This window comes from Paractinoplanes ferrugineus (assembly GCF_016862195.1).
GTDB classification, from domain to species: domain Bacteria; phylum Actinomycetota; class Actinomycetes; order Mycobacteriales; family Micromonosporaceae; genus Actinoplanes; species Actinoplanes ferrugineus.
In genome coordinates, this window is sequence record NZ_BOMM01000028.1 from 62343 (window position 1) to 83396 (window position 21054).

The following is a 21054-nucleotide window of genomic DNA, read 5'->3' on the forward strand; positions in this document are numbered from 1 at the left end:
GGGAGCGAGAGCGAGAGTGCGAGCAGGAACGAGAAGCAAGGCGAAGGCGGCGCGGTCAGCTCACGGCGGCGGCGGCGGGGACGCGGGGGGCGGGTTCCGGCTCGGGGGTGGGGTCGGCGGGACCGTCCCAGTCGTCGTTGACGTTCTCGTGGCTGACCGGGGTGCGCCGCGACCGCCGCCAGACCGCGACGGCGAAGGCCACCAGCACGGCGAACACGACGCCGGCGCCGGCCAGGCCGCCGATCAGGTGGCCGATCGCCCACATCACGGCGCCGACGACGGCGGCGGCGGGCAGGGTGATCAGCCAGGCGGTGATCATGCGGCCGGCGACTCGCCAGCGCACCTGGGCGCCGGGCTGGCCGAGGCCGGAGCCGAGCACCGAGCCGGTGGCGACGTGGGTGGTGGACAGCGCGAAGCCGAGGTGGCTCGAGGCCAGGATGACGGCGGCGGCGCCGGACTGGGCGGCCATGCCCTGGGCGGGCCGGATGTCGACGAGGCCCTTGCCGAGCGTACGGATGATGCGCCAGCCGCCCAGGTAGGTGCCGAGGGCGATGGCGAGGGCGCAGGCCACCTTGACCCAGAACGGGATGTTCTTGGTGTCGGTCCAGTCGCCCGACGCGATCAGGGCGAGGGTGATCACGCCCATGGTCTTCTGCGCGTCGTTGGTGCCGTGCGCGAGCGAGACGAGCGAGGCGCTGCCGATCTGGCCCCACTTGAAGCCCTGGTCGGTGTAGCGGGCCGCGAGCCCGGCGGTGATCCGGTGGATGATCCAGGTGCCGACCAGCGCGACCACGCCGGCGATCACCGGGGACAGGACGGCCGGGAGCAGGACCTTGCCGACGACACCGTCCAGCTTGGAGCCGTCGCCGTTCCAGTTGACCCCGGCCCAGCCGAGCCCGGCGATGGTGGCCCCGATGAGGCCGCCGAACAGCGCGTGCGAGGAACTCGACGGCAGCCCGAGCAGCCAGGTCGCCAGGTTCCAGATGATCCCGCCGACCAGGCCGGCCAGGATGATCAGGAGCAGCGCGTTGCCGCCGTCCGCCGCGAGCGCCGCCTTGGGCGTACCGTTCGAATTCTGGATCTTCACCACGGCGTTGGTGACCGTGAGCGCCACCTGGACCGACAGGAACGCCCCGACCAGGTTCAGCAGGCCGGAGAGGGCGACTGCCGTTTTCGGCCTGAGGGCCTTTGTCGCGATGGTCGTCGCCATCGCGTTGGCGGTGTCATGGAACCCGTTGGTGAAATCGAAGGCCAGTGCCGTCACGACAACCAGGGCGAGAACCACCGAAGCTTGTGTCACGAATGCGATGGTCACCCGCGTTGCGGTGCCGTATCTAGAGGATGAACGTCACCTTTTCGATGTTCGATCCTCGTTAACCTGCTGTTTCCCAAATATGAACGCTGGGTAGCGAACGTTAAGCGCAGAGTGAACGGCCGGGCGCTTTGCACCCGGCCGTTCATGTGAGGTTCATCATTCGGTGGGCGGGTCCACCAGCGGCCAGCCGCCGGCCGCCAGGTGGGCCGACACCCGCGCGACGTCGGCCGGCGTCGCGTCCTGGAGCATCGAGTCGCTGATCATCTCCTCGATGTCCTGGCCGCTGATCGGCGCGGCGGAGCCCTCCGACTGCCGGGCGAGTTCCTTGGCGATGCCACGGATCTCGTCCTCGGACAGCTTGCGGCGCAGCACCCCGAGCAGGGCCACGTAGTCCTGCCTCGGCACCCCCGTCGGGTAACCGGCGCGCAGCCACTCCACGCTGCGCGTCAGGAAGTTGGAACGAGACTCCGTCACGTATCTGCTCCCAGGTCAGGCTCGGTGGATGATCAGTGCTTGTCGATGATCGTCGGGTAGATGTGCTCGAAGCTCAGGGCCTTGCCGAAGCCGCTGGCCACGATGAACGTGATGCCCAGAACGATGCCGGCCACCACGATCGCGAAGAGCAGCCAGCCGAGGACGGTGCCGATCGGCTGCGCCTTCGGACCGCTGACACCGCTCTCGTGCACCTCTGCCTCGCCGCCGGCACCCCACGCCAGGGACCGGATCCCCAGCGCGAAGAGCAGCGGCAGCCCGGCGCCGAGAATAAGGCCGGCGGTCAGAACCTTCCAGGCCCCGTCGAGGGCGAATCCCAGGTTGTCGGTCACGACGCCCTCCCGGCCACGGCGGGAACGCGCTCGTCGGCCGGGGCGCCCTCCCACTCGTCGTTGACGTTGTGGTGGCCGACCGGCTCCTTACGGGACCGCCAGTACATGAAGCCCGCCGCCGAGAGCAGCAGCACGAAGATGAGGATCGCGCCACCGAGCCCGCCGATCAGATCGCCGAGGAACCACATGATCGCGCCGACGACCGCCGCCGCGGGCAGTGTGATCAGCCAGGCCGCGACCATCCGGCCGGCCACCCGCCAGCGCACCTGGGCGCCCGGCTTGCCGACGCCGGAGCCGAGGATCGAGCCGGTGGCGACGTGGGTGGTGGACAGCGCGAAGCCGAGGTGGCTGGAGGCCAGGATGACCGCGGCCGAGGCCGACTCGGCCGCCATGCCCTGCGGCGGTGCGATCTCGACGAGACCCTTGCCGAGGGTACGGATGATCCGCCAGCCCCCCAGGTAGGTGCCGAGCGCGATGGCCAGGGCGCAGGCGACCTTCACCCAGAGCGGGATGCTCTTGGTGTCGGTCCAGTCGCCCGTGGCGATCAGGGCGAGGGTGATGACACCCATCGTCTTCTGCGCGTCGTTGGTGCCGTGCGCGAGCGAGACCAGCGAGGCGCTGCCGATCTGGCCCCAGCGGAACCCGTTGTCGGTGAACCGCTGCGCCACGCCGGTGACCACCCGGTAGATGAGCCAGGTGCCGACCGCGGCGATCACGCCCGCGATGACCGGCGACATGACGGCCGGCAGGATGACCTTCCCGACGACGCCGTCGAGCTTGCTGCCGTTGCCGTTCCAGTTGACGCCGGCCCAGCCGAGGCCCGCGATGCTCGACCCGATGAGGCCGCCGAACAGCGCGTGCGAGGAACTCGACGGCAGGCCGAGCAGCCAGGTCAGCAGGTTCCAGACGATGCCGCCGACGAGGCCGGCGAGCACGATGATCAGGAGCGCTTCTCCACCGCCGGCGGTGAGCGACTCCTTCGGCGTACCGTCCGAATTCTGAATCTTCACGACGGCGTTGGTGACGGTCAGCGCGACCTCGACCGAGAGGAACGCGCCGATGAGATTGAGCAGACCGGAGAGGGCGACGGCCACCTTCGGCCGCAGCGCGTTCGTGGCGATGGACGTGGCCATCGCGTTCGCGGTGTCGTGGAACCCGTTGGTGAAGTCGAACCCGAGAGCGGTGACTACGACCAGGGCCAGAATGACGGTTGACTCTGTCACGGGGTCAGACTCTCCCCGGAAAGGTCAGACCTGAAAGGCCCCTGAGCAGGAGAAATAAGAGTTCGGCCGGGGTTGGGAAACCGGCTCCGCAGCGTTCGCCGATTCGTCACCCGACTTCGGGTTTCCGCCCGTCGGGCGTACGCGGCGGGCGAACCGGCGTCGACTTCGAGGCGCTCGGCCAGGCCCGCCCCGAGGTCGACCTGGAGCTGGTTGCGCGGCGTACAGAGCTTCACGCTGATCTGGTCGCGGGACTTTCCGGCCCGGTGGGGACGCGGTGGCGGTTCCCGGAACGGTGCGTGCGGAAGATCTCCGGCTTTTCGCGAAACCTGGCACATCACGGACGGTGATCGCCAGCCACGATTTCCGATTATTTTGGCCTTGGCTGCAACGTAATCGTTGTGTTGTCGCGTCTTTCCCTGTGAAGGACCGGAGCCCCCGGGGGACAACTGCAAAGACGAATGTTGAGGGGACCGGAAATGGCAACCGGATTTGAGGCGATCACGCCGGAACAGCGCGACGAGTTCCAGCGCGAGGGAATTGTGCTGATCCGCGGCGCGCTGAGCGAGGAGCATCGCGAGCGCCTCGAGGCGGCCGTCGACCGGGTCTACGCCGACGAGCGCGCCCTCGGCCGGCTCCGGCCCGACGGCACGCTGCACATGCTCGGTTTCCTCGATCGGGACGAGGAGTTCGGCGAGCTACTGACCCACCCTCAGACCTTTCCGTTCGTGTGGGGTCTCGCCGGGTGGAACATCTACTCCCATCACAACCACCTCGACGTGACCCCGCCCGCCCCACCGTCCGAGCAGCCCCCGGCGTGGGGCTGGCACCAGGACGGTTACCGGCAGAACTCGGATCCCGAGGTGCTCGCCGGCGATCAGCCCCGGCCGATGCTGTCGCTGAAGGTCGCGTACGTGCTGTCCGACCTGTCGCGGACCGGCCGGGGCGCCACCAAGGTCGTGCCGGGCAGCCACCTGCACAACACCCTCGACCGCACGCCGGACGGCACCGACCCGCGCGGCACCGTCGAGATCACCGCGAACCCCGGAGACGCGTTCGTCTTCGACCGCCGCCTGTGGCACTCCCGCTCGGTCAACCGCAGCGCGGTGACCCGCAAGATGCTGTTCGTCGGCTACACCTACCGCTGGATCCGGCCGCTGGACGACATGCCCCTGGACACCACCGGCGAATGGTGGGCCAACCGGACCCCGGTGCAACGTCAATTGCTCGGCGAGGCCACCCACACCGCCAATCATTGGGGCGTCAACTGGGACGGTTACATCGACGAGAAGATCCCGCTGCGCCATGAATTGCAATCGCGAGGGTTGCTGGACCGGTCAATTCCGTGGCTCCGATAGCAATTAACTGAGAGTAATCGCCGGCCCGTCTCGTTCCGACGAGCGGGTGCGGCACCCGACCTCCGCCCCCACCGCCAGCCCCCTGGCCGGGGCGCGGACGGGCCTCCGGCAAGGCCATCCGGAGGACGGCGGCCGGGCCGGTGGCGTGAGCGACCCGCCGGCCCGGCCGCCACCCACCCCTAGGCGATGCGCGATTCGGCGTCCACCCGGGTGATCGCGTCGGTCAGGACCGCCAGGCCCTCGCGCGCCTCCGACTCGGTGAGCGTCAGCGGCGGCCCGATCCGGATCACGTTGCCGTACAACCCGCCCTTGCCGACGAGCAGCCCACCGGCGCGGCACTCGTCGAAGACCCGCACCGTCGCGGCCGGGTCGGGTTCCGAGGTGCCGGGCCGGACGAACTCGAGGCCGATCATCAGCCCGCGACCCCGCACCTCCGCCACGATCGGCACGTCGAGGCCGCGCAGCCCGTCCAGGATGATCGAGCCGACGACCGCCGCGTTGGCCTGCAGGTCGTGCGAGAGCACGTAGTCGAGGACCGCGTTGCCGGCCGCCGCCGACAGCGGGTTGCCGCCGAACGTCGAGAAGCTGATCGCCGGCACCGCGTTCATGATCGAGGCCCGCCCGACCACGCCGCCGAGCGCGAACCCGTTGCCGATCCCCTTGGCGAAGGTGATCAGGTCGGGCGTCACGCCGTGCGCCTGGTAGCCCCAGAAATGGGCGCCGGTGCGGCCCCACCCGGTCTGCACCTCGTCCGCGATGAGCAGGATGCCGGATTCGTTCAAGACCTTCTGGTACGCCCCGAGCACGCCGTCGGGCGCCGCGACGAACCCGCCCACGCCCTGGATCGGCTCGGCGATCAGCGCGGCGACGTCCCCGGACGTGACCGTGGCCAGCACCTCCCGCAGGTCGTCGACCGCCGCCTCGGCGAGGTCACCGTCGGCCAGCCCGGCCATCCGCCCGCGCAACCGGTCGGCCGAGGACAGCCACGACACGTTGAGCGGGCTCAGCGAGCTGGACGACCAGGACCGGTGCCCGGTGATCGCCATCGTCGCGAACGTCCGGCCGTGATAGCTGTTCTTGATCGCCAGCACCTGGTTGGAGCGGCGGGCGTTGGTGGCCATCAGCAGGGCGGTCTCGTTGGCCTCGGTGCCCGAGTTGGTGAGGAAGACCCGGGCGTCCGGGATGCCGGACAGCCGGGCGATCTTCTCGGCCAGTTCGACCTGCTGGCGGATGAGGTAGAGCGTCGAGGTGTGCACGACGCCGGTGGCGAGCTGCCGGTGCACCGCCTCGTTGATCTCGGCGATGTCGTAGCCGAGCATGTTCGTCAGCACCCCGCCGAAGAAGTCCAGGTAGGTGCGGCCGGCGCCGTCGGTGACCCGCCGCCCCGAACCGGAGACGATCTCGATCGCCTCGTCGCCGTAGTAGACGGGCATCCACTCGGGCAGCACCGCCCGGTGCCGGGCCAGCAGTTCGTCGTCACTCATGAGAACCCTCCGAGGTGAGTCGGCCGCCCGGCATCCGGGCCGCCGGCGTGTTGGTAACCGACGTTTCGGTAATCGGCGCTGGGGCGGCGGCTGGCTAACGCCAGCCCCGCGGATGCGGCCGGGCCCGGGTCCCGCTCCCCCGGCTGTCGAGGATGGCGGCCGCCGCCAGCGCGTCGGCCAGCGCGTCGACCCCCTCGGCGACCAGCCCGGCTGTGACACGTACGTGGTCGGCCGGCAGCGGGGTGACACAGAACGGTGCGCCCGGGGCCACCGCGATCCCGCGCGCCGCCAGCGACACCATCGCGATCTGCTGGTCGTCGACGGCCATCCACAGGTTGATGCCGTCGGCGGCGGAGGCCGTCACGCCCCGCTCGCGCAGGCCGGTGAGCAGGGCCGCGCGCCGGGCCGCGTACACGTCGCGGGCCTCGGCGACCTGCCCGACGGCGATCGGGTCGGTGAGCAGGTCGAGCAGCACCGCCTGGAGCAGCCGGCTGGACCAGCCGGGACCGAGATGGCGCCGGTCGGCCACGGCGGAGATCACCGAGGCCGGGCCGCCGATCGCGGCCAGGCGCAGGTCGGGGCCGTGGCTCTTGGCGAAGCCGGCCACGTGCACGGTCCGGGCGGGCAGGAACGCGCCGAGGCTGACCGGCGCCGCGGTGGCGATGTCGCCGGCGTGGTCGTCCTCGACGACGGTGACGGTCGGGAAATCGCCGAGGACGGCGGCCAGGCCGGCCGCACGCTCCGAGGTGAGGCTCGAGCCCGTCGGATTGTGGGCCCGGGGCTGCAGGAACACCGCGACGGCGGGGTGTCCGGTCAGGACCCGGCGTAACTCGTCGGGCAGCATGCCGCCGGCGTCCATCGGCACCCCGAGCACCGTCGCACCGACGGTCTGGAGCAGGTCGAGCAGCGGCGGGAAGGCCGGATTCTCCACGATCACGTGGTCACCGAAGTGGACCACCGCGTCGATCACCCGGTCGAGGGCGTCGAGCGCCCCGTCCACCACGGTCATCCGGTCGGGCCGGAACGGCCAGCGGGAGCGCAGCACCTCCTCCAGGGCCGGCAGGACCGGCGCGTCGAGGTAGCCGGCGGTGAGGCGGCCGTCGCCGAGTCGTTTCAGCGCGTCGGTCAGGTCGGGCAGCAGGTCGTGGTCGGGCACGCCGGTGGACAGGTCGTGGGCGCCGACGGCGGCCGCGCCCAGCTGGGCGAACCGGTGGCCGACCGGCCGGGCCGGCCGGTCCGCGACGAACGTGCCGGACCGGCCGCGGGTCCGGATCGCCCCGGCCCGGGCGAGGCTGTGCCAGGCCTCGCTGACCGTGGTCGGGCTGACGCCGAGCGACCGGGCGACGTCGCGCACGGTCGGCAGCCGGGCACCGGCCGGCAGGCTTCCGGTGCTGACCAGACGGCCCAGGGCGGCGGCGATCCCCCGGGCGCTGCGGTCCTCGACCGCCCCGGCGATTAGCTCGATCAAATTACCTCGCAGAAATCAGACGTAACAAAGCGGCAATTGTTCGGCTCCATGTGTGTCGTTAGTGTCCTACGGCATCTGAACCTGACAAGCAAGACCTAGCGAAGGCCGTATAACGGGGAGTAGACAGACGATCACAGGCGCCGCCACCGTGCCCGTGAGCTGTATTGATGATCAAGGAGGGCAGTCATGACGGACATCGTCCGCGCCGCTCTCGTCCAGACGACCTGGACGGGCGACAAGGAATCGATGATCAAGGCGCACGAGGATTACGCCCGTGACGCCGCCGCCCAGGGGGCGAAGGTGATCTGCTTCCAGGAGCTCTTCTACGGCCCCTATTTCTGCCAGGTGCAGGACGCGGCCTACTACGACTACGCCGAGTCCATCCCCGGCCCGACCACCGAGCGCTTCCAGGCGCTGGCGGCCGAGCTCGGCCTGGTGATGGTCCTGCCGATGTACGAGAAGGAGCAGGAGGGCGTCCTCTACAACACGGCCGCCGTCGTCGACGCCGACGGCAAATATCTCGGCAAGTACCGCAAGCACCACATCCCGCAGGTCAACGGCTTCTGGGAGAAGTTCTACTTCCGGCCGGGCAACCTCGGCTTCCCGGTCTTCGACACCGCGGTCGGCAAGGTCGGCGTCTACATCTGCTACGACCGGCACTTCCCCGAGGGCTGGCGTGAGCTGGGCCTGGGCGGCGCGCAGATCGTGTTCAACCCGTCCGCCACGAGCCGGGGCCTGTCGAGCTACCTCTGGCAGCTGGAGCAGCCGGCCAGCGCGGTGGCGAACGAATACTTCATCGGCGCCATCAACCGGGTCGGCATCGAGGAGCTCGGCGACGACGACTTCTACGGGCAGAGCTACTTCGTCGACCCGGAGGGCAAGTTCGTCGGCGAGGTCGGCGACACCCACAACCCCGAGCTGATCGTCCGCGACCTGGACCTGGGCCTGATCAAGACGGTGCGCGAGCGCTGGCAGTTCTACCGGGACCGCCGCCCGGAGGCCTACACCCGGACGGTCGAGCTATGACCATCCTGATCAAGGGCGGGACGGTGGTCGGGCCGTCCGGGCCGTACGCCGGTGACGTCCTCGTCGACGGCGAGACCATCGCCGCGATCTTCGCCCCCGGCCGGGGGCCGGAGGGGCCCGAGGTCATCGACGCCACCGGGAAGTACGTGATCCCCGGTGCCATCGACGCGCACACCCACATGCAGATGCCGTTCGGCGGCACCGAGGCCAGCGACACCTTCGACACCGGCACCCGGGCGGCGGCGATCGGCGGCACCACGACGATCATCGACTTCGCCATCCAGCGCTACGGCGAGGTCGTGCAGGACGGCCTGGCGGCGTGGCACGCCAAGACGGCCGGCGAGTGTCACATCGACTACGGCTTCCACATGATCGTCGGCGGGGTCGACGACGAGTCGCTCAAGGCCATGGACCAGCTCGTGGCCACTGAGGGGATCAGCAGCTTCAAGCTGTTCATGGCCTACCCGGGGGTCTTCTACTCGGACGACGGCCAGATCCTGCGGGCGATGCAGAAGGCGCGCGAGAACGGCGCCATGATCATGATGCACGCGGAGAACGGGCCGGCCATCGACGTACTCGTCAAGCAGGCGCTCGAACGCGGCGAGACCGATCCGATCTACCACGGGATCACCCGCCCGCAGGAGCTCGAGGCGGAGGCCACGAGCCGGGCGATCTGGCTGGCCAGTGTGGCCGCCGACTGCCCGCTCTACATCGTGCACCTGAGCGCCTCCAAGGCCCTGGAACAGGTGCGCAACGCCCGCGACCTGGGCCGCAACGTGTTCGCCGAGACCTGCCCGCAATACCTCTACCTGACCCTGGAGGACCAGCTCGGCGCGCCCGGCTTCGACGGCGCCAAGTGGGTCTGCTCCACCCCGCTGCGCTCCGGCAAGGAGAGCCACCGCGCCGACCTGTGGCAGGGCCTGCGCACCAACGACCTCTCCGTGGTCTCGACCGACCACTGTCCCTTCTGCATGAAGGACCAGAAGGAGATGGGGATCGGCGACTTCTCCAAGATCCCGAACGGGATCGGCAGCGTCGAGCACCGCGTCGACCTGCTCTACCAAGGCGTCGTCGACAAGAAGCTGTCGCTCGCCCGCTGGGTGGAGACGATCGCGACCACGCCGGCCCGGATGTTCGGCATGTACCCGAAGAAGGGCATCATCGCGCCCGGCTCGGACGCCGACATCGTGCTCTACGACCCGAACGGCCGCACCCGGATCAGCGTCGAGACCCACCACATGAACATGGACTACTCGGCCTGGGAGGGCTGGGAGATCGACGGCAAGGTCGACACCGTCCTGTCCCGCGGTGAGGTCCTCGTCAGCGGCGGCGAATACCGAGGCCGCAAGGGCCGAGGCCGGTACGTCAGTCGCTCGCTCAGCGATTACCTGGTGTAGCGCATGGACATCGGCGTAGTACTTCAAAACGACCCGCCCGCCCGGGGCGTGGTCGAACTGGCCAAGAAGGCCGAGGCGGCCGGCTTCAGCCATGTGTGGACGTTCGACTCGCACGTGCTGTGGCAGGAGCCGTTCGTCATCTACTCCAAGATCCTCGACGAGACCGAACGCGTCATCGTCGGTCCGATGGTCACCAACCCCGGCACCCGGGACTGGACGGTCATCGCGTCGACGTTCGCCACGCTCAACGAGTTGTACGGCAACCGGACGGTCTGCGGCATCGGCCGCGGCGACTCGGCGCTGCGGGTGCTCGGCGCCCAGCCGCAGACGCTCGGGCAGCTCCGCGAGGCGGTCCAGGTGATCAAGGGCCTGGGCAGCGGCGAGAAGGTCACCCTGCGCGGCAAGGAACTCCAGTTCGCCTGGGCGCCCGACTCGCGGCTGGAGGTGTGGGTCGCGGCATACGGTCCGAAGGCTCTGGCCCTGACCGGGGAGGTCGGTGACGGCTACATCCTGCAGCTCGCCGACCCGGACATCGCCGCCTGGATGATCGGCGCGGTCCGCTCGGCGGCCGAGAAGGCCGGTCGGGACCCGATGTCGATCAAGTTCTGTGTGGCCGCGCCGGCCTACGTCGGCGACGACCTCGAGCACCAGCGGGAGCAGTGCCGCTGGTTCGGCGGGATGGTCGGCAACCACGTCGCCGACATCGTCGCCCGCTACGGCGAGGGCGGTGCGGTGCCGCAGGCGCTGACCGACTACATCAAGGCCCGACAGGGTTACGACTACGCCGAGCACGGGCGGGCCGGCAACAGCCACACGACGTTCGTGCCGGACGAGATCGTCGACCGGTTCTGCGTCCTCGGCCCGGTGCGGAACCACCTCGAACGGCTCGAGGAGCTGCGCGCCCTCGGCGTCGACCAGTTCGCGGTCTACCTGCAGCACGACGCCAAGCTGGCCACGCTGGAGGCGTACGGTTCGCAGATCATCCCGGCCGTCAATTGAGCGGCATCGTGCGAAGAACGTTCTTCGTCCTCCTCGGCGTCGTGATCTTCGCGGCGCTGTGGGAGGGCTACAAACTCGTCGGCAGCCCCGACGGCACCGTCGTGTTCGGGGTGCGGGTGCTGCCCCGCGCCGACGACCTGTCGATGCCGCATCTGTGGACGGTGTTCGAACGACTCGGCAAACCGGAGCTGACCGGGGGCCGGCCGGTGTGGATCGTGATCCTGCACGCGTGCGTGTTCACGTTCGGCATCACCGCGGCCGGCTTCGTGGCGGGGGCGCTGATCGGGCTGCTGTTGGCGGTGCTGATGCAGCGGTTCCAGCTCGTCGAGCGCGGCTTCCTGCCGTACGTCATCCTCTCCCAGACCGTGCCCCTCGTCGCGCTCGCGCCGCTGGTGGCCGGCTGGGGCGGCACCATCATGCCGGCCTGGGCGACGGTCGCGGTGATCGCCTCCTATCTGTCGTTCTTCCCGGTCGCCGTGGGCATGCTGCGCGGTCTCCAGTCGCCGTCGGCGAGCGGGGTGGAGCTGATGCGCAGTTACGCCGCCGGCTGGTGGCGCACGCTCGTGAAGCTGCGCTTCCCGGCCGCGCTGCCCTACCTGTTCCCGGCGCTGCGCCTGGCCGGCGCGGCGGCGGTGGTCGGCGCGGTGGTCGGCGAGATCTCCACCGGCACGCGCGGGGGCATCGGCCGCCTCGTCATCGAGTACTCCCGGGAGGCCACCAGTGATCCCGCCAAGGTATACACCGCGATGCTCGGCGCCGCCCTGCTCGGGCTGTTCGTCGCGGGGGTCGTCAGCCTGCTGGAGGTGCCGCTGATGCGGCACCGGCGCCACGTGGAGGTGGTGACTCTATGACCGCCGTCGTGGTCGAGCACGTCACGAAGGTTTTCAACAAGGGCCGGCCCGACGAGGTGACCGCCCTGTCCGATGTCGAGCTGACCGTCGGCGACGGCGAGTTCGTCTCGCTGATCGGGCCGTCCGGGTGCGGCAAGAGCACGCTGCTGCGCCTGGTCGCCGACCTGATCGAGCCCACCACCGGCGCCATCACGGTGGCCGGCAAGACCGCCGGCAAGGCCCGCCGCGACCAGGACTACGGCATCGCGTTCCAGCAGGCCGGTCTGTTCGAGTGGCGGACCGTACTGCGCAACGTCGAGCTGCCGCTGGAGTTGCGCGGCCTCGGCCGGGCCGAGCGCCGGGCCCGGGCCGAGGAGATGCTCGCGCTGGTCGGGCTGGCCGACTTCGCCGGGCACTACCCGGCCCAGCTCTCCGGCGGCATGCAGCAGCGCGTCGCCATCGCCCGCGCCCTGGCCGTGCAGCCGCCGCTGCTGCTGATGGACGAGCCGTTCGGCGCGCTCGACGAGATGACCCGGGAACGCCTGCAGGGCGAGCTGCTCGGCATCTGCGCCAAGACCGGCACCAGCACCGTCTTCGTGACCCACTCGATAAGTGAGGCGGTCTTCCTGTCCACCAAGGTGGTGGTGATGTCGGCCCGGCCCGGCCGGATCACCGCCGCGATCGACATCGACCTGCCCGCCCGCGACGAGGCAGCGCGGCAGTCGGAGCGGTACTTCGAGCACGTCACCGCGGTGCGGCAGGCGCTGCGCGGCGTACCGGCGGAGAGCGCGCCGTGAAGGCACTCCCGCCGCTCGTGGTCGGCGTCGTCGCGATCGTCGCCTGGCAGCTCACCGTGACCCTCGGCCGGATCGCCCCGTTCATCCTGCCGGCCCCGAGCGCCATCTGGGCCGAGCTGGTCGAGCAGAAGCGCAACGTCTGGGAGGCGGCCCTGGCCAGCGGCACCAACGCGCTGCTCGGGCTGGTCGCCGGCGCACTGCTGGGCGTGCTGTTCGCGATGGCGGCCAGCCGGTTCCGGCCGCTCGCCGAGGTGTCCATCCCGTTCGCCGCGCTGCTCAGCGCCCTGCCGATCATCGCGCTCGCGCCGATCCTCAACAACATGTTCGAGGCCACCAGCAGTATCCCTCGCCGCGTCGTGGCCGCGATCATCGTGTTCTTCCCGGTCTTCCTCAACACCCTGCGTGGGCTTCGCGAGGTCGACCCCATCCATCGAGAGCTGATGCACACGTACGCGGCGAGCGGCTGGACGTTCGCCCGCAAGGTACGGCTGCCCGGTGCGCTCCCCTACGTCTTCACCGGCCTGCGGCAGGCGTCGTCGCTGGCCGTGATCGCCGCGATCGTCGCCGAGTACTTCGGCGGGCTGCAGGACGGCCTCGGGTCGCGGATCACCTCCGCCGCGGCGTTCACCGCCTACCCCCGGGCCTGGGCCTACGTGGTCGGCGCGTGCCTGCTCGGACTCGTCTTCTACTTGACCACGCTGCTCCTCGAGCGGCTCGCCATGCCGTGGCGTACCCGGCTGATCGCCTGAATGTCCCCCTGCCGAACAAGGAGATCGCTTAATGCGTAGATTCCGGATATTTACCGCTATTGTGGCTGCTTCGGCCCTGGTGCTCACCGGCTGCGGCACGGCCGACTCGCCGAAGACCGCCACGCCCGGCGCGAGCGGTGCGCTGACCCCGATCAAGCTGCAGCTCCAGTGGTTCTACCAGGCCCAGTTCGCCGGCTACATCGCCGCCGTCGACCAGGGCTTCTACCAGGAGCAGGGCCTCGACGTGCAGCTGCTCGAGGGCGGCACCGACATCGTCCCGCAAACCGCGCTCGCCCAGGGCAAGGCCGACTACGCGATCGCCTGGGTGCCGAAGGCTCTGGCCTCCCGCGAGCAGGGCGCCGGCATCACCGACGTCGGGCAGATCTTCGGCCGCTCCGGCACCTACCAGGTCGCCTGGAAGGACTCCGGGATCACCTCGGCCGCCCAGCTCAAGGGCAAGAAGGTCGGCAACTGGGGCTTCGGCAACGAGTTCGAGCTGTTCGCCGGCATGACCAAGGCCGGTCTCGACCCGGGCAAGGACGTCACTCTCACTCAGCAGCAGTTCGACATGCAGGCCCTGCTCAAGCGCGAGATCGACGCCGCCCAGGCGATGAGCTACAACGAGTACGCCCAGCTGCTGGAGGCCAAGAACCCGAAGACCGGCAAGCTCTACACGGCCGACGACTTCTCGATCATCGACTGGAAGAAGGAGGGCTCGGCCATGCTGCAGGACGCGGTGTGGGCGAACACCGAGAAGCTCAGCGACCCGGCCTACCAGCAGCAGACCGTGAAGTTCCTGACCGCCACCATCAAGGGCTGGGCGTTCTGCCGCGACAACGCCGAGAAGTGCCGTGACCTGGTCGTCGCCAAGGGCTCCAAGCTCGGCAAGAGCCACCAGCTGTGGCAGATGAACGAGGTCAACAAGCTGATCTGGCCGGCCACCGGCGGCATCGGGGTGGTCGACGAGGCGGCCTGGAAGCAGACCGTCGACATCTCGATGACCACCAAGAACCAGACCGGCGACACGGTGCTGAAGAAGACCCCGGAGGGTCTCGCCTACACCAACGACTACATCAACCAGGCGATCACGGCGGCCAAGTCGGCCGGGGTCGACGTCAACGGCACCTCGTTCGCCCCGGCCACGGTGACGCTGCAGGAGGGCGGCGCCTGATCAGAGCGGGATGAGCCGAGCGGCGAGGGCGACAGCTGTCAGGTCGCCCTCGCGCAGCTTCGCCGCCGCCACCGGCTCGCCGAGCGTCTCCAGCCGGAGGGCGGCCCCGTCGACCACCGTCGCGTCGCCGTTGAGCAGGCGGCGCGCCATCTTCGCCTGAGCCGGGCTGAGCTCCGCGTACGCGCACTGGTCGAGGGCCGTGATGGTCTCCTCGTCGAGCCGGCCGGCCAGCGCCCGCTCGGTGACGACCTTGATCAGCCAGTCCGGCCACCAGGCGTACCGGCCGACGACCAAGCCCGCCTGCACCGCGATCTGCGGGCTCTGCCCGGCTCGCAGCAGCCGCACCGTGAGCGTGTTGTCGAACCGTTCCAGGCGCAGCGCCTTCACGAACGCCATCAGCAGCGCCTTGGTGCCGACCAGCGGCTCCACCTCGGCCGCCGCCTCGCCCCACCGGCCGGACAGGGCGTGGCACAGCGCGTACGCCGCCTCGGTGCCGGTCTCCTCGCCGGTGGCCCGCTCGGTCAGTCGCTCGACCGTCGCCACCAGGCGGTGGACCGCCTTCATGGCCCGGCCGGCGAGCTCCTCGCTCTGCGGCCGGTTGAGTTGCAGCACGACGACCTCGGCCGCGATCTCCGCCTCCCGGCGCAGCAGCGGCGACGGGATCTTCGGGATGATCACATCGGCGAGCGCCTCGGTGATCGAGGCGGCGTCGAATTTCTCCGAGACAGCCGGGAACTGCGCCCACCACTGCGCGGAGTGACCGCGCGGCTGGACCGACTGAGCGGCTATCGCCATTCCCGGAAACACTGTCGCCGCTCCTCCCACCACTGGTTCTGCTTGCGGCTACCTAATCGTCCGGCCGATCCCCGGTTTTAGGTTGGTTGCGGTTGACCTGAGTCACGTCGCCCATCGGCAGCTCGGAAACCTCGGCCACCACCCCGGCCGGGGTGTGCCGCGGTGCGGGCCGGTCGGTGACGGTGTGCCAGCGGCCCCGGGCGCGCGCCGCCTCCCGGGTGACCAGGTGCAGCGGCAGGGGCGGCGGGCGGAACGGGCCGGTGCCCCAGCGCACCCAGACCGCGAGCCGGCCGGCGGCGGCCTCGGCGAGCAGCTTGTCGACGGTGCGCTGCCGGTCGAGCCGGTCGACCTCGACGGCGATCGGCTGGCCGCCGGGACGGGCGCAGGCCACGTCGAGCACCGAGTTGCCCTTCAGCGGCGGGGGCAGCGGGAACACGCTGGGCGCCCGCCGGTAGATCCGCCAGCCCTGCGATTCACCCCAGGCGGTGACCGCGTCGACGATCCGGGCGGTCGCCTGGGCCTCGGTCAGGTCGGTGAAGTGCAGGCCGGCCAGCCACTGCTGCAACGATCGCGCCTCGTCCACCGCCGTACCCTATGCGGCGACCTTCTCCCGCTGGGCCGCGAGGAGGCGGGTGAGGTCCTCGGCCGGCATCGGCCGGGCCAGATGGAAGCCCTGGCCGAGGGTGTAGCCGAGGCCGCGCAACCGGTCCGCCTGGCCCTGGTTCTCGATGCCCTCGGCCACCGTGTCGAGGCCGAGCGCACCGGCCATCTGGATGACCGCCCGCGCCACCGCCTGTCGTGCGTTCGCCTCCGGCGTGCCCTCCTCGTCGAGCTCGATGCCGTCGACGAACGACTTGTCGAGCTTGAGGATCGACGCCGGGAACGCGCGCAACAGGCTCAGCGACGACTCGCCGGTGCCGAAGTCGTCCAGCGCCAGCCGTACGCCCATGTCGTGCAGCCGGTGCAGGGTCTGCAGCACCTGCGGGCCGCGCAGCACCGCCGACTCGGTCAGCTCGAAGACGATCCGGTCGGGCGGCAGGCCGCTGTCGGCCAGCGCGGTCCGCACGTCGCCGAGGAAGTCCGGGTCGTGCAACTGCCGGACCGACACGTTGGGACCCATCTTCTGCAGCGCGTCCGGACCGAACTCGGCCAGCCACGCCATCGCCTGCCGGCAGGTCTCGCGCAGGACGAACCGGCCGAGCGGCACGATCAGGCCGGTGCCCTCGGCGGCCGGGATGAACTCGGCCGGCGACACCAGGCCGCGGGTCGGGTGCTGCCAGCGCACCAGCGACTCGACGCCGATGATCAGGCCGCGTTCCAGGTCCATGATCGGCTGGTACCAGACCTTGAACTCGTCGGCGTCCAGCGCCCGGCGCAGCTCGCCGCCCAGCTTGGCGTGCGCGAGGACGGGCTGTTCCATCCCGCCGACGTAGCGGACGTAGTTGGCCTTGCCGCGCTGCTTGGCCGTGTACATGGCCACGTCGGCGTCGCGCAGCACATGGTCGAGCGGGGTGCCGGCGTTGGCCGTCGCGATGCCGATGCTGGCATGCGCGAGCAGGTGATGGGCACTGACCGGGCCGCTGAGGGCGTCCAGGATCCGCTCGGCGACCGCCTCCCCGATCACCTCGTCGCCCTCGATCAACACGGCGAACTCGTCGCCGCCCAGGCGCACCGGAAGGCCGTCCGGGCCGACAGCGGTACGCAGCGCCTCGGCCACCGCGATGAGCAGGTGGTCGCCGATGTCGTGACCGAGGGAGTCGTTGACGGTCTTGAAGTCGTCGAGGTCGACGAGCAGCACGGTGGCCGGACCGCGGTCGAGGGCGGCGCCGAGCCGTTCCCGGTAGAGGCCGCGGTTGGCCAGGCCGGTGAGCCCGTCGTGGGTGACCTCGTGGCGCAGCCGCTCCTCGGAGGCGCGCTTCTCGCGCAGCAGCCGCTGGTTCTCCCGCATCGCGACCAGCTGGCGCACCGCGACCAGGCCGTTGACCAGCACCGCCATGATGATCACCAGATCACCGTTCCAGCCCAGCTCACGCTGGAACAGCAGGCTCAGCAGCGGGATGTCGACGGCGGCGATGGCCAGGTAGGGCAGCCAGGTGTTGGCGCGGCGCGGCCAGGCCCCGGTCGAGGTCCACTGGCGGCGTACGGCCAGGGTGACCAGCAGCGGGGCGACCGGCATCACCACCGCCTGGGCCGGGATGACACTGGCGGCGCCGCCCATCACCGAGAGCACCGCGATGCCGGCACCGACCAGGCCGCCCGAGCCGACCAGCCGCATCGCGACCCGGTCGATCGGGCCGCGGCCCAGGTAGGAGACCTTGGTGATGCCGCCGACCGCGAGGACGAACGACAGGCCGAGCAGCACCAGCATCTGGGTGCTCCAGTTGGCCTGCGCCCCCACCATCGGGACCAGGGCGAAGTGGAAGAGCACCGTGCTGCAGCCGAAGAACGCGATGCCCCGGTCCAGCCACTGCTTCCAGCGCTGGTTGCGGCCGGCGATGCCGACCGGGACCCGGCCCACCGCCCACATGGCGATCAGGAACGCCGAACCGACGAGCGCGGCGGCCACGATCGGCATGTCCGGCAGCACCGGCTGCTGCCGGAAGGCCTCCACCGCCAGCAGGGCGTAGCCGGTCGCGACGAGGGACAGCGCGATCAGCAGGCCACGCCAGAACCGGCGGGCGACCCGGTCGAGGCGGACCGACCGCATCAGGGCGTAGATGCTGTGCGCCGAGACCGCGGCGCCGAGCGGCATCGCCAGGTAGCTCAGAACGGCCGGACCCGGCCCACCGGCGAGCCAGGCGAGGTACCAGACGGTCCACAGCACGAGGATCCCGCCGGTCATCGCCAGATGGAGCTTGGGAGCGCGGGTCACCTGAGAAGGTTCGGCGAACCGGGCCACTACTGTAGGAAATTTGAAGGCTACGCTGCGTCAAGTTCGCGCTGGCCGGCCATCAGCGCGGCCACCTCGTCCGGCGACATCGGCTCGGCCAGGTGGAAACCCTGCCCCAGGCTGTAGCCGAGCCGCTGCAGCCGGGCCGCCTGCTCCTCGTTCTCGATGCCCTCGGCCACCGTGTCGAGGTCGAGCGCACCGGCCAGCTGGATCACCGCGCGGGCGACGGCCTGGCGGGCATTGGCCTCGGGAGTGCCCTCCTCGTGGTGCTCGATGCCGTCGACGAACGACTTGTCCAACTTCACGATCGACGCCGGGAACGCCCGCAACAGGCTCAGCGACGACTCACCCGTGCCGAAATCATCGAGCGCCAGCCGTACGCCCATGTCGTGCAGCTCGTGCAGGGTGCGCGAGACCTGCTGGCCCCGCAGTACCGCCGACTCGGTCAGCTCCAGCACCAGCAGCTCGCCGGGCAGGCCGCTGTCGGCCAGGGCGGCGCGCACGTCGTCGACGAAATCCGGGTCGTGCAGCTGGCGCACCGACACGTTGGGGCCGGCCTTCTGCAGCACCGACGGACCGAACTCGGCCAGCCACACGGCCGCCTGCCGGCACGTCTCGCGCAGCACGAACCGGCCCAGCGGCACGATCAGGCCGGTGCGCTCGGCGACCGGGATGAAGTCGGCCGGGCTGATCACGCCACGGGTCGGGTGGTGCCAGCGCACCAGCGCCTCGACCCCGATCACCTGGCGCCGGTTCAGGTCGACAAGTGGCTGGTAGACCACCCGGAACTCGCCCAGCTCCAGACCGCGGCGCAGCTCGGCACCGAGCTGGGCGTCGGCCACCACCGGTCGTTCCATGCCCGCCGTGAACCGCACCCAGTTGGCCTTGCCACGCTGCTTGGCGGCGAACAGGGCGGTGTCGGCGTCCCGCATCAGATGATCGACCTGGGTGCCCGCCGCCCCGGTGGCGATGCCCGCACTGGCGTGGATGAGCAGGCGGTGCTCGCTCAGGGAGCCGCCGAGCACCGCCCCGATCCGCGACACCACGTCCTCGGCCAGCACCGACCCGTCGTCGATCAGCACCGCGAACTCGTCGCCGGCCCGCCGGGCCACCAGGCCGTCCCGGCCGACCGCCTCGGCCAGCCCGTCGGCCACCGCCCGCAGCAGGTCGTCGCCGATCTCGTGACCGAGCGAATCGTTCACCGTCTTGAAGTCGTCCAGGTCGACCAGCACCACGGTGGCCGGGCCGCCCTCCAGAGCCAGCCCGAGCCGGTCATGGAACAGGCCCCGGTTGGCCAGGCCGGTGAGCGCGTCGTGGGTGGCGTCCCAGCGCAGCTGCTCCTGGGCGACCAGCTGAGCGGCGAGCAGGCGCTGGTTCTCCCGGTACGCGATCAGGTGCCGCAACGAGGCCAGCAGCGTGACGAGCACGGCCAGCAGCACGACCACCCGGCCGGCCCAGCCCATCGGCCCGAACACGGTCACCACCAGCGGGATGTCGACCGCCACCACAGCCAGGTAGGGCAGCCACGCCTCACGCTTCTGCTCGGCCCCCTGATAACGCCACTGCCGCGACACCGCCAGGGCGATCAGAACCGGTCCCAGCGGCAGGATCACCGCCTGCCCGGTCACGGCCGCGTGATGGCCGGCGTGCGCGGCCAGCATCGCGTACGCCGCGGTGGCGAGCCCACTGGAAGCGACCAGCCGCACCGCACCCCGGTCGACCGGGCCGCCCGGCACGTACGCCACCCGGCTGATCCCCAGCGCGCTCATCAGCAGCGCCAGTCCCAGAATCAGTTTGGTCCGCAGCGACCACGGCTCGTCCGCGTTCAACAGCGGCCCGAGCGAGGCGAACCACAGCAACGTGGCACACCCGAAGAACGCGATGGCCCGGTCGAGCAGCCGCTTGCGCCGTTCCGCCCGCGCCACCGTGCCCAGCGGCACCAGCACGATGGCGGCGATCGCCGCGAGCAGCCCCACGAAACTGAACCCGGAGACGAACGCCGGCGTGTGCGGCCGCTCCGGATAGGCCACCGATGCCAGCACGGCCTGAATCCCGCGCCCCGCCGCGACGGTGACCTCGAGCAGCAGAATCAGCCGCCAGAACGTCACCGCCGCCGGCGCCAGCGGCACCCAGCGCAGCAGGGCGAGCACAGCCACCGCCCCGGCCACCGACGCCAGCGGCGCGCCGAGGTAGGCCAGCACCGCCGGTCCGACGCCGAACAGCGTGTACACCAGGTACCACAGCATGGACAGTCCGGCGATGCCAGTCGTGACCAGCACGTACGGTCGGGGCGAAGGCCTGCGGACGGTCATGCGCGCTTGATCGGCCACCCCCGCCCGCACTGTAGGACTAACTCCCCGCCGCCGTCTCTCACCCAGGCCTCGCCTCCCGGCCCACCACCCGCAGTCCCGCCGAGAGCCCCACTCCCCTGGAACAGGGACCCACCGCCGTCAAAGCCGACAAATCACCCGCCTGCTGGGACGAACGGGACGATTCCCCGTCCCGAGAACTCCCCGAGACCACAACTTCGCCGAAAAAAGGTTCTCCTGAGCGGAGGGGACACCCCTGCTTCCGTGACGAAGGGGCCTCGGCTATGGGGGCCGACCGAACGTCCGGGGAGAAAGCCGCGAGCCGGAGGACGGCCGGGAACGGTGCGGGGGTGGTGGCGCACCGTGCGCGAGAGGGGCGCTACGGCCGTGCGGGAGCGCTGGGTCGCCGGGTACCACGGGAG

Annotated in this window: 18 protein-coding genes; 8 read left to right on the forward strand and 10 right to left on the reverse strand. The window is 70.5% G+C overall.

The window, feature by feature from the left end:
• Nucleotides 1–55 precede the first annotated feature (55 nt).
• From Afe05nite_RS15615 to Afe05nite_RS15630, 4 genes are all read right to left on the reverse strand, one after another.
• Entirely contained in the window at nucleotides 56–1300 is a 1245-nt protein-coding gene (locus Afe05nite_RS15615) for an inorganic phosphate transporter (RefSeq protein ID WP_203817825.1), read from the reverse strand.
• A gap of 171 nt (nucleotides 1301–1471) precedes the next feature.
• Entirely contained in the window at nucleotides 1472–1789 is a 318-nt protein-coding gene (locus Afe05nite_RS15620) for a DUF3349 domain-containing protein (RefSeq protein WP_203817826.1), read from the reverse strand.
• 32 nt (nucleotides 1790–1821) lie between these two features.
• On the reverse strand, nucleotides 1822–2139 hold the full coding sequence (locus tag Afe05nite_RS15625) for a hypothetical protein (protein ID WP_203817827.1): 318 nt from the start codon (nucleotides 2137–2139) through the stop codon (nucleotides 1822–1824).
• A complete protein-coding gene (locus Afe05nite_RS15630; RefSeq protein ID WP_203817828.1) occupies nucleotides 2136–3362 on the reverse strand; it encodes an inorganic phosphate transporter in 1227 nt (408 codons plus the stop codon). Before Afe05nite_RS15630 ends, Afe05nite_RS15625 begins: the two co-directional genes overlap by 4 nt.
• Before the next feature lie 476 nt (nucleotides 3363–3838).
• Here Afe05nite_RS15630 and Afe05nite_RS15635 point away from each other — a divergent pair, with 476 nt between their 5' ends.
• The gene (locus Afe05nite_RS15635) at nucleotides 3839–4717 is read left to right on the forward strand and encodes a phytanoyl-CoA dioxygenase family protein (protein WP_239117839.1); all 879 of its coding nucleotides are present in this window, start codon (nucleotides 3839–3841) and stop codon (nucleotides 4715–4717) included.
• Between the two features lie 179 nt (nucleotides 4718–4896).
• On the opposite strand, the gene Afe05nite_RS15640 is transcribed toward Afe05nite_RS15635, so the two are convergent.
• Together Afe05nite_RS15640 and Afe05nite_RS15645 are read right to left on the reverse strand one after the other, a co-directional pair.
• Entirely contained in the window at nucleotides 4897–6201 is a 1305-nt protein-coding gene (locus tag Afe05nite_RS15640; RefSeq protein WP_203817830.1) for an aspartate aminotransferase family protein, read from the reverse strand.
• 94 nt (nucleotides 6202–6295) lie between these two features.
• Entirely contained in the window at nucleotides 6296–7669 is a 1374-nt protein-coding gene (locus Afe05nite_RS15645) for an aminotransferase-like domain-containing protein (protein ID WP_203817831.1), read from the reverse strand.
• A 186-nt stretch (nucleotides 7670–7855) separates the two neighbouring features.
• Between Afe05nite_RS15645 and Afe05nite_RS15650 the strand changes: the two genes are divergently transcribed.
• The 7 genes from Afe05nite_RS15650 (at nucleotide 7856) to Afe05nite_RS15680 (ending at nucleotide 14638) form a co-directional block, all read left to right on the forward strand.
• Nucleotides 7856–8695, forward strand: a complete 840-nt coding sequence (locus tag Afe05nite_RS15650; RefSeq protein ID WP_203817832.1) for a nitrilase-related carbon-nitrogen hydrolase — start codon at nucleotides 7856–7858, stop codon at nucleotides 8693–8695.
• A complete protein-coding gene (hydA, locus tag Afe05nite_RS15655) occupies nucleotides 8692–10092 on the forward strand; it encodes a dihydropyrimidinase (RefSeq protein WP_203817833.1) in 1401 nt (466 codons plus the stop codon). Before Afe05nite_RS15650 ends, hydA begins: the two co-directional genes overlap by 4 nt.
• 3 nt (nucleotides 10093–10095) lie before the next feature.
• Nucleotides 10096–11091, forward strand: a complete 996-nt coding sequence (locus Afe05nite_RS15660; protein ID WP_203817834.1) for a TIGR03842 family LLM class F420-dependent oxidoreductase — start codon at nucleotides 10096–10098, stop codon at nucleotides 11089–11091.
• Between the two features lie 8 nt (nucleotides 11092–11099).
• Nucleotides 11100–11942 (forward strand): ABC transporter permease, encoded by an 843-nt coding sequence (locus Afe05nite_RS15665; RefSeq protein ID WP_203817835.1) that lies wholly within the window; start codon nucleotides 11100–11102, stop codon nucleotides 11940–11942.
• Entirely contained in the window at nucleotides 11939–12718 is a 780-nt protein-coding gene (locus tag Afe05nite_RS15670) for an ABC transporter ATP-binding protein (protein ID WP_203817836.1), read from the forward strand. The genes Afe05nite_RS15665 and Afe05nite_RS15670 overlap by 4 nt, the downstream gene beginning before the upstream one ends.
• A complete protein-coding gene (locus tag Afe05nite_RS15675) occupies nucleotides 12715–13467 on the forward strand; it encodes an ABC transporter permease (protein ID WP_203817837.1) in 753 nt (250 codons plus the stop codon). Before Afe05nite_RS15670 ends, Afe05nite_RS15675 begins: the two co-directional genes overlap by 4 nt.
• A gap of 61 nt (nucleotides 13468–13528) precedes the next feature.
• Complete coding sequence (locus tag Afe05nite_RS15680; RefSeq protein ID WP_239117840.1) at nucleotides 13529–14638, forward strand: ABC transporter substrate-binding protein; 1110 nt, start codon at nucleotides 13529–13531, stop codon at nucleotides 14636–14638.
• Here the strand turns inward: Afe05nite_RS15680 and Afe05nite_RS15685 are convergent, their stop codons facing one another.
• From Afe05nite_RS15685 to Afe05nite_RS15700, 4 genes are read right to left on the reverse strand one after another with little or no spacing between them, the layout of a single operon-like run.
• A complete protein-coding gene (locus tag Afe05nite_RS15685; protein WP_203817839.1) occupies nucleotides 14639–15433 on the reverse strand; it encodes a hypothetical protein in 795 nt (264 codons plus the stop codon). It lies immediately after the preceding gene.
• A gap of 52 nt (nucleotides 15434–15485) precedes the next feature.
• Nucleotides 15486–16016, reverse strand: coding sequence for a hypothetical protein (locus Afe05nite_RS15690; RefSeq protein WP_203817840.1), 531 nt, complete (start codon nucleotides 16014–16016; stop codon nucleotides 15486–15488).
• 9 nt (nucleotides 16017–16025) lie between these two features.
• Nucleotides 16026–18305 (reverse strand): putative bifunctional diguanylate cyclase/phosphodiesterase, encoded by a 2280-nt coding sequence (locus Afe05nite_RS44545; protein ID WP_275407474.1) that lies wholly within the window; start codon nucleotides 18303–18305, stop codon nucleotides 16026–16028.
• Nucleotides 18306–18352: 47 nt separating this feature from the next.
• Nucleotides 18353–20635 carry a putative bifunctional diguanylate cyclase/phosphodiesterase gene (locus Afe05nite_RS15700; protein WP_203817841.1) on the reverse strand — a complete coding sequence of 761 codons (2283 nt, stop codon included), beginning with the start codon at nucleotides 20633–20635 and terminating at the stop codon, nucleotides 18353–18355.
• Between the last annotated feature and the right edge of the window lie 419 nt (nucleotides 20636–21054).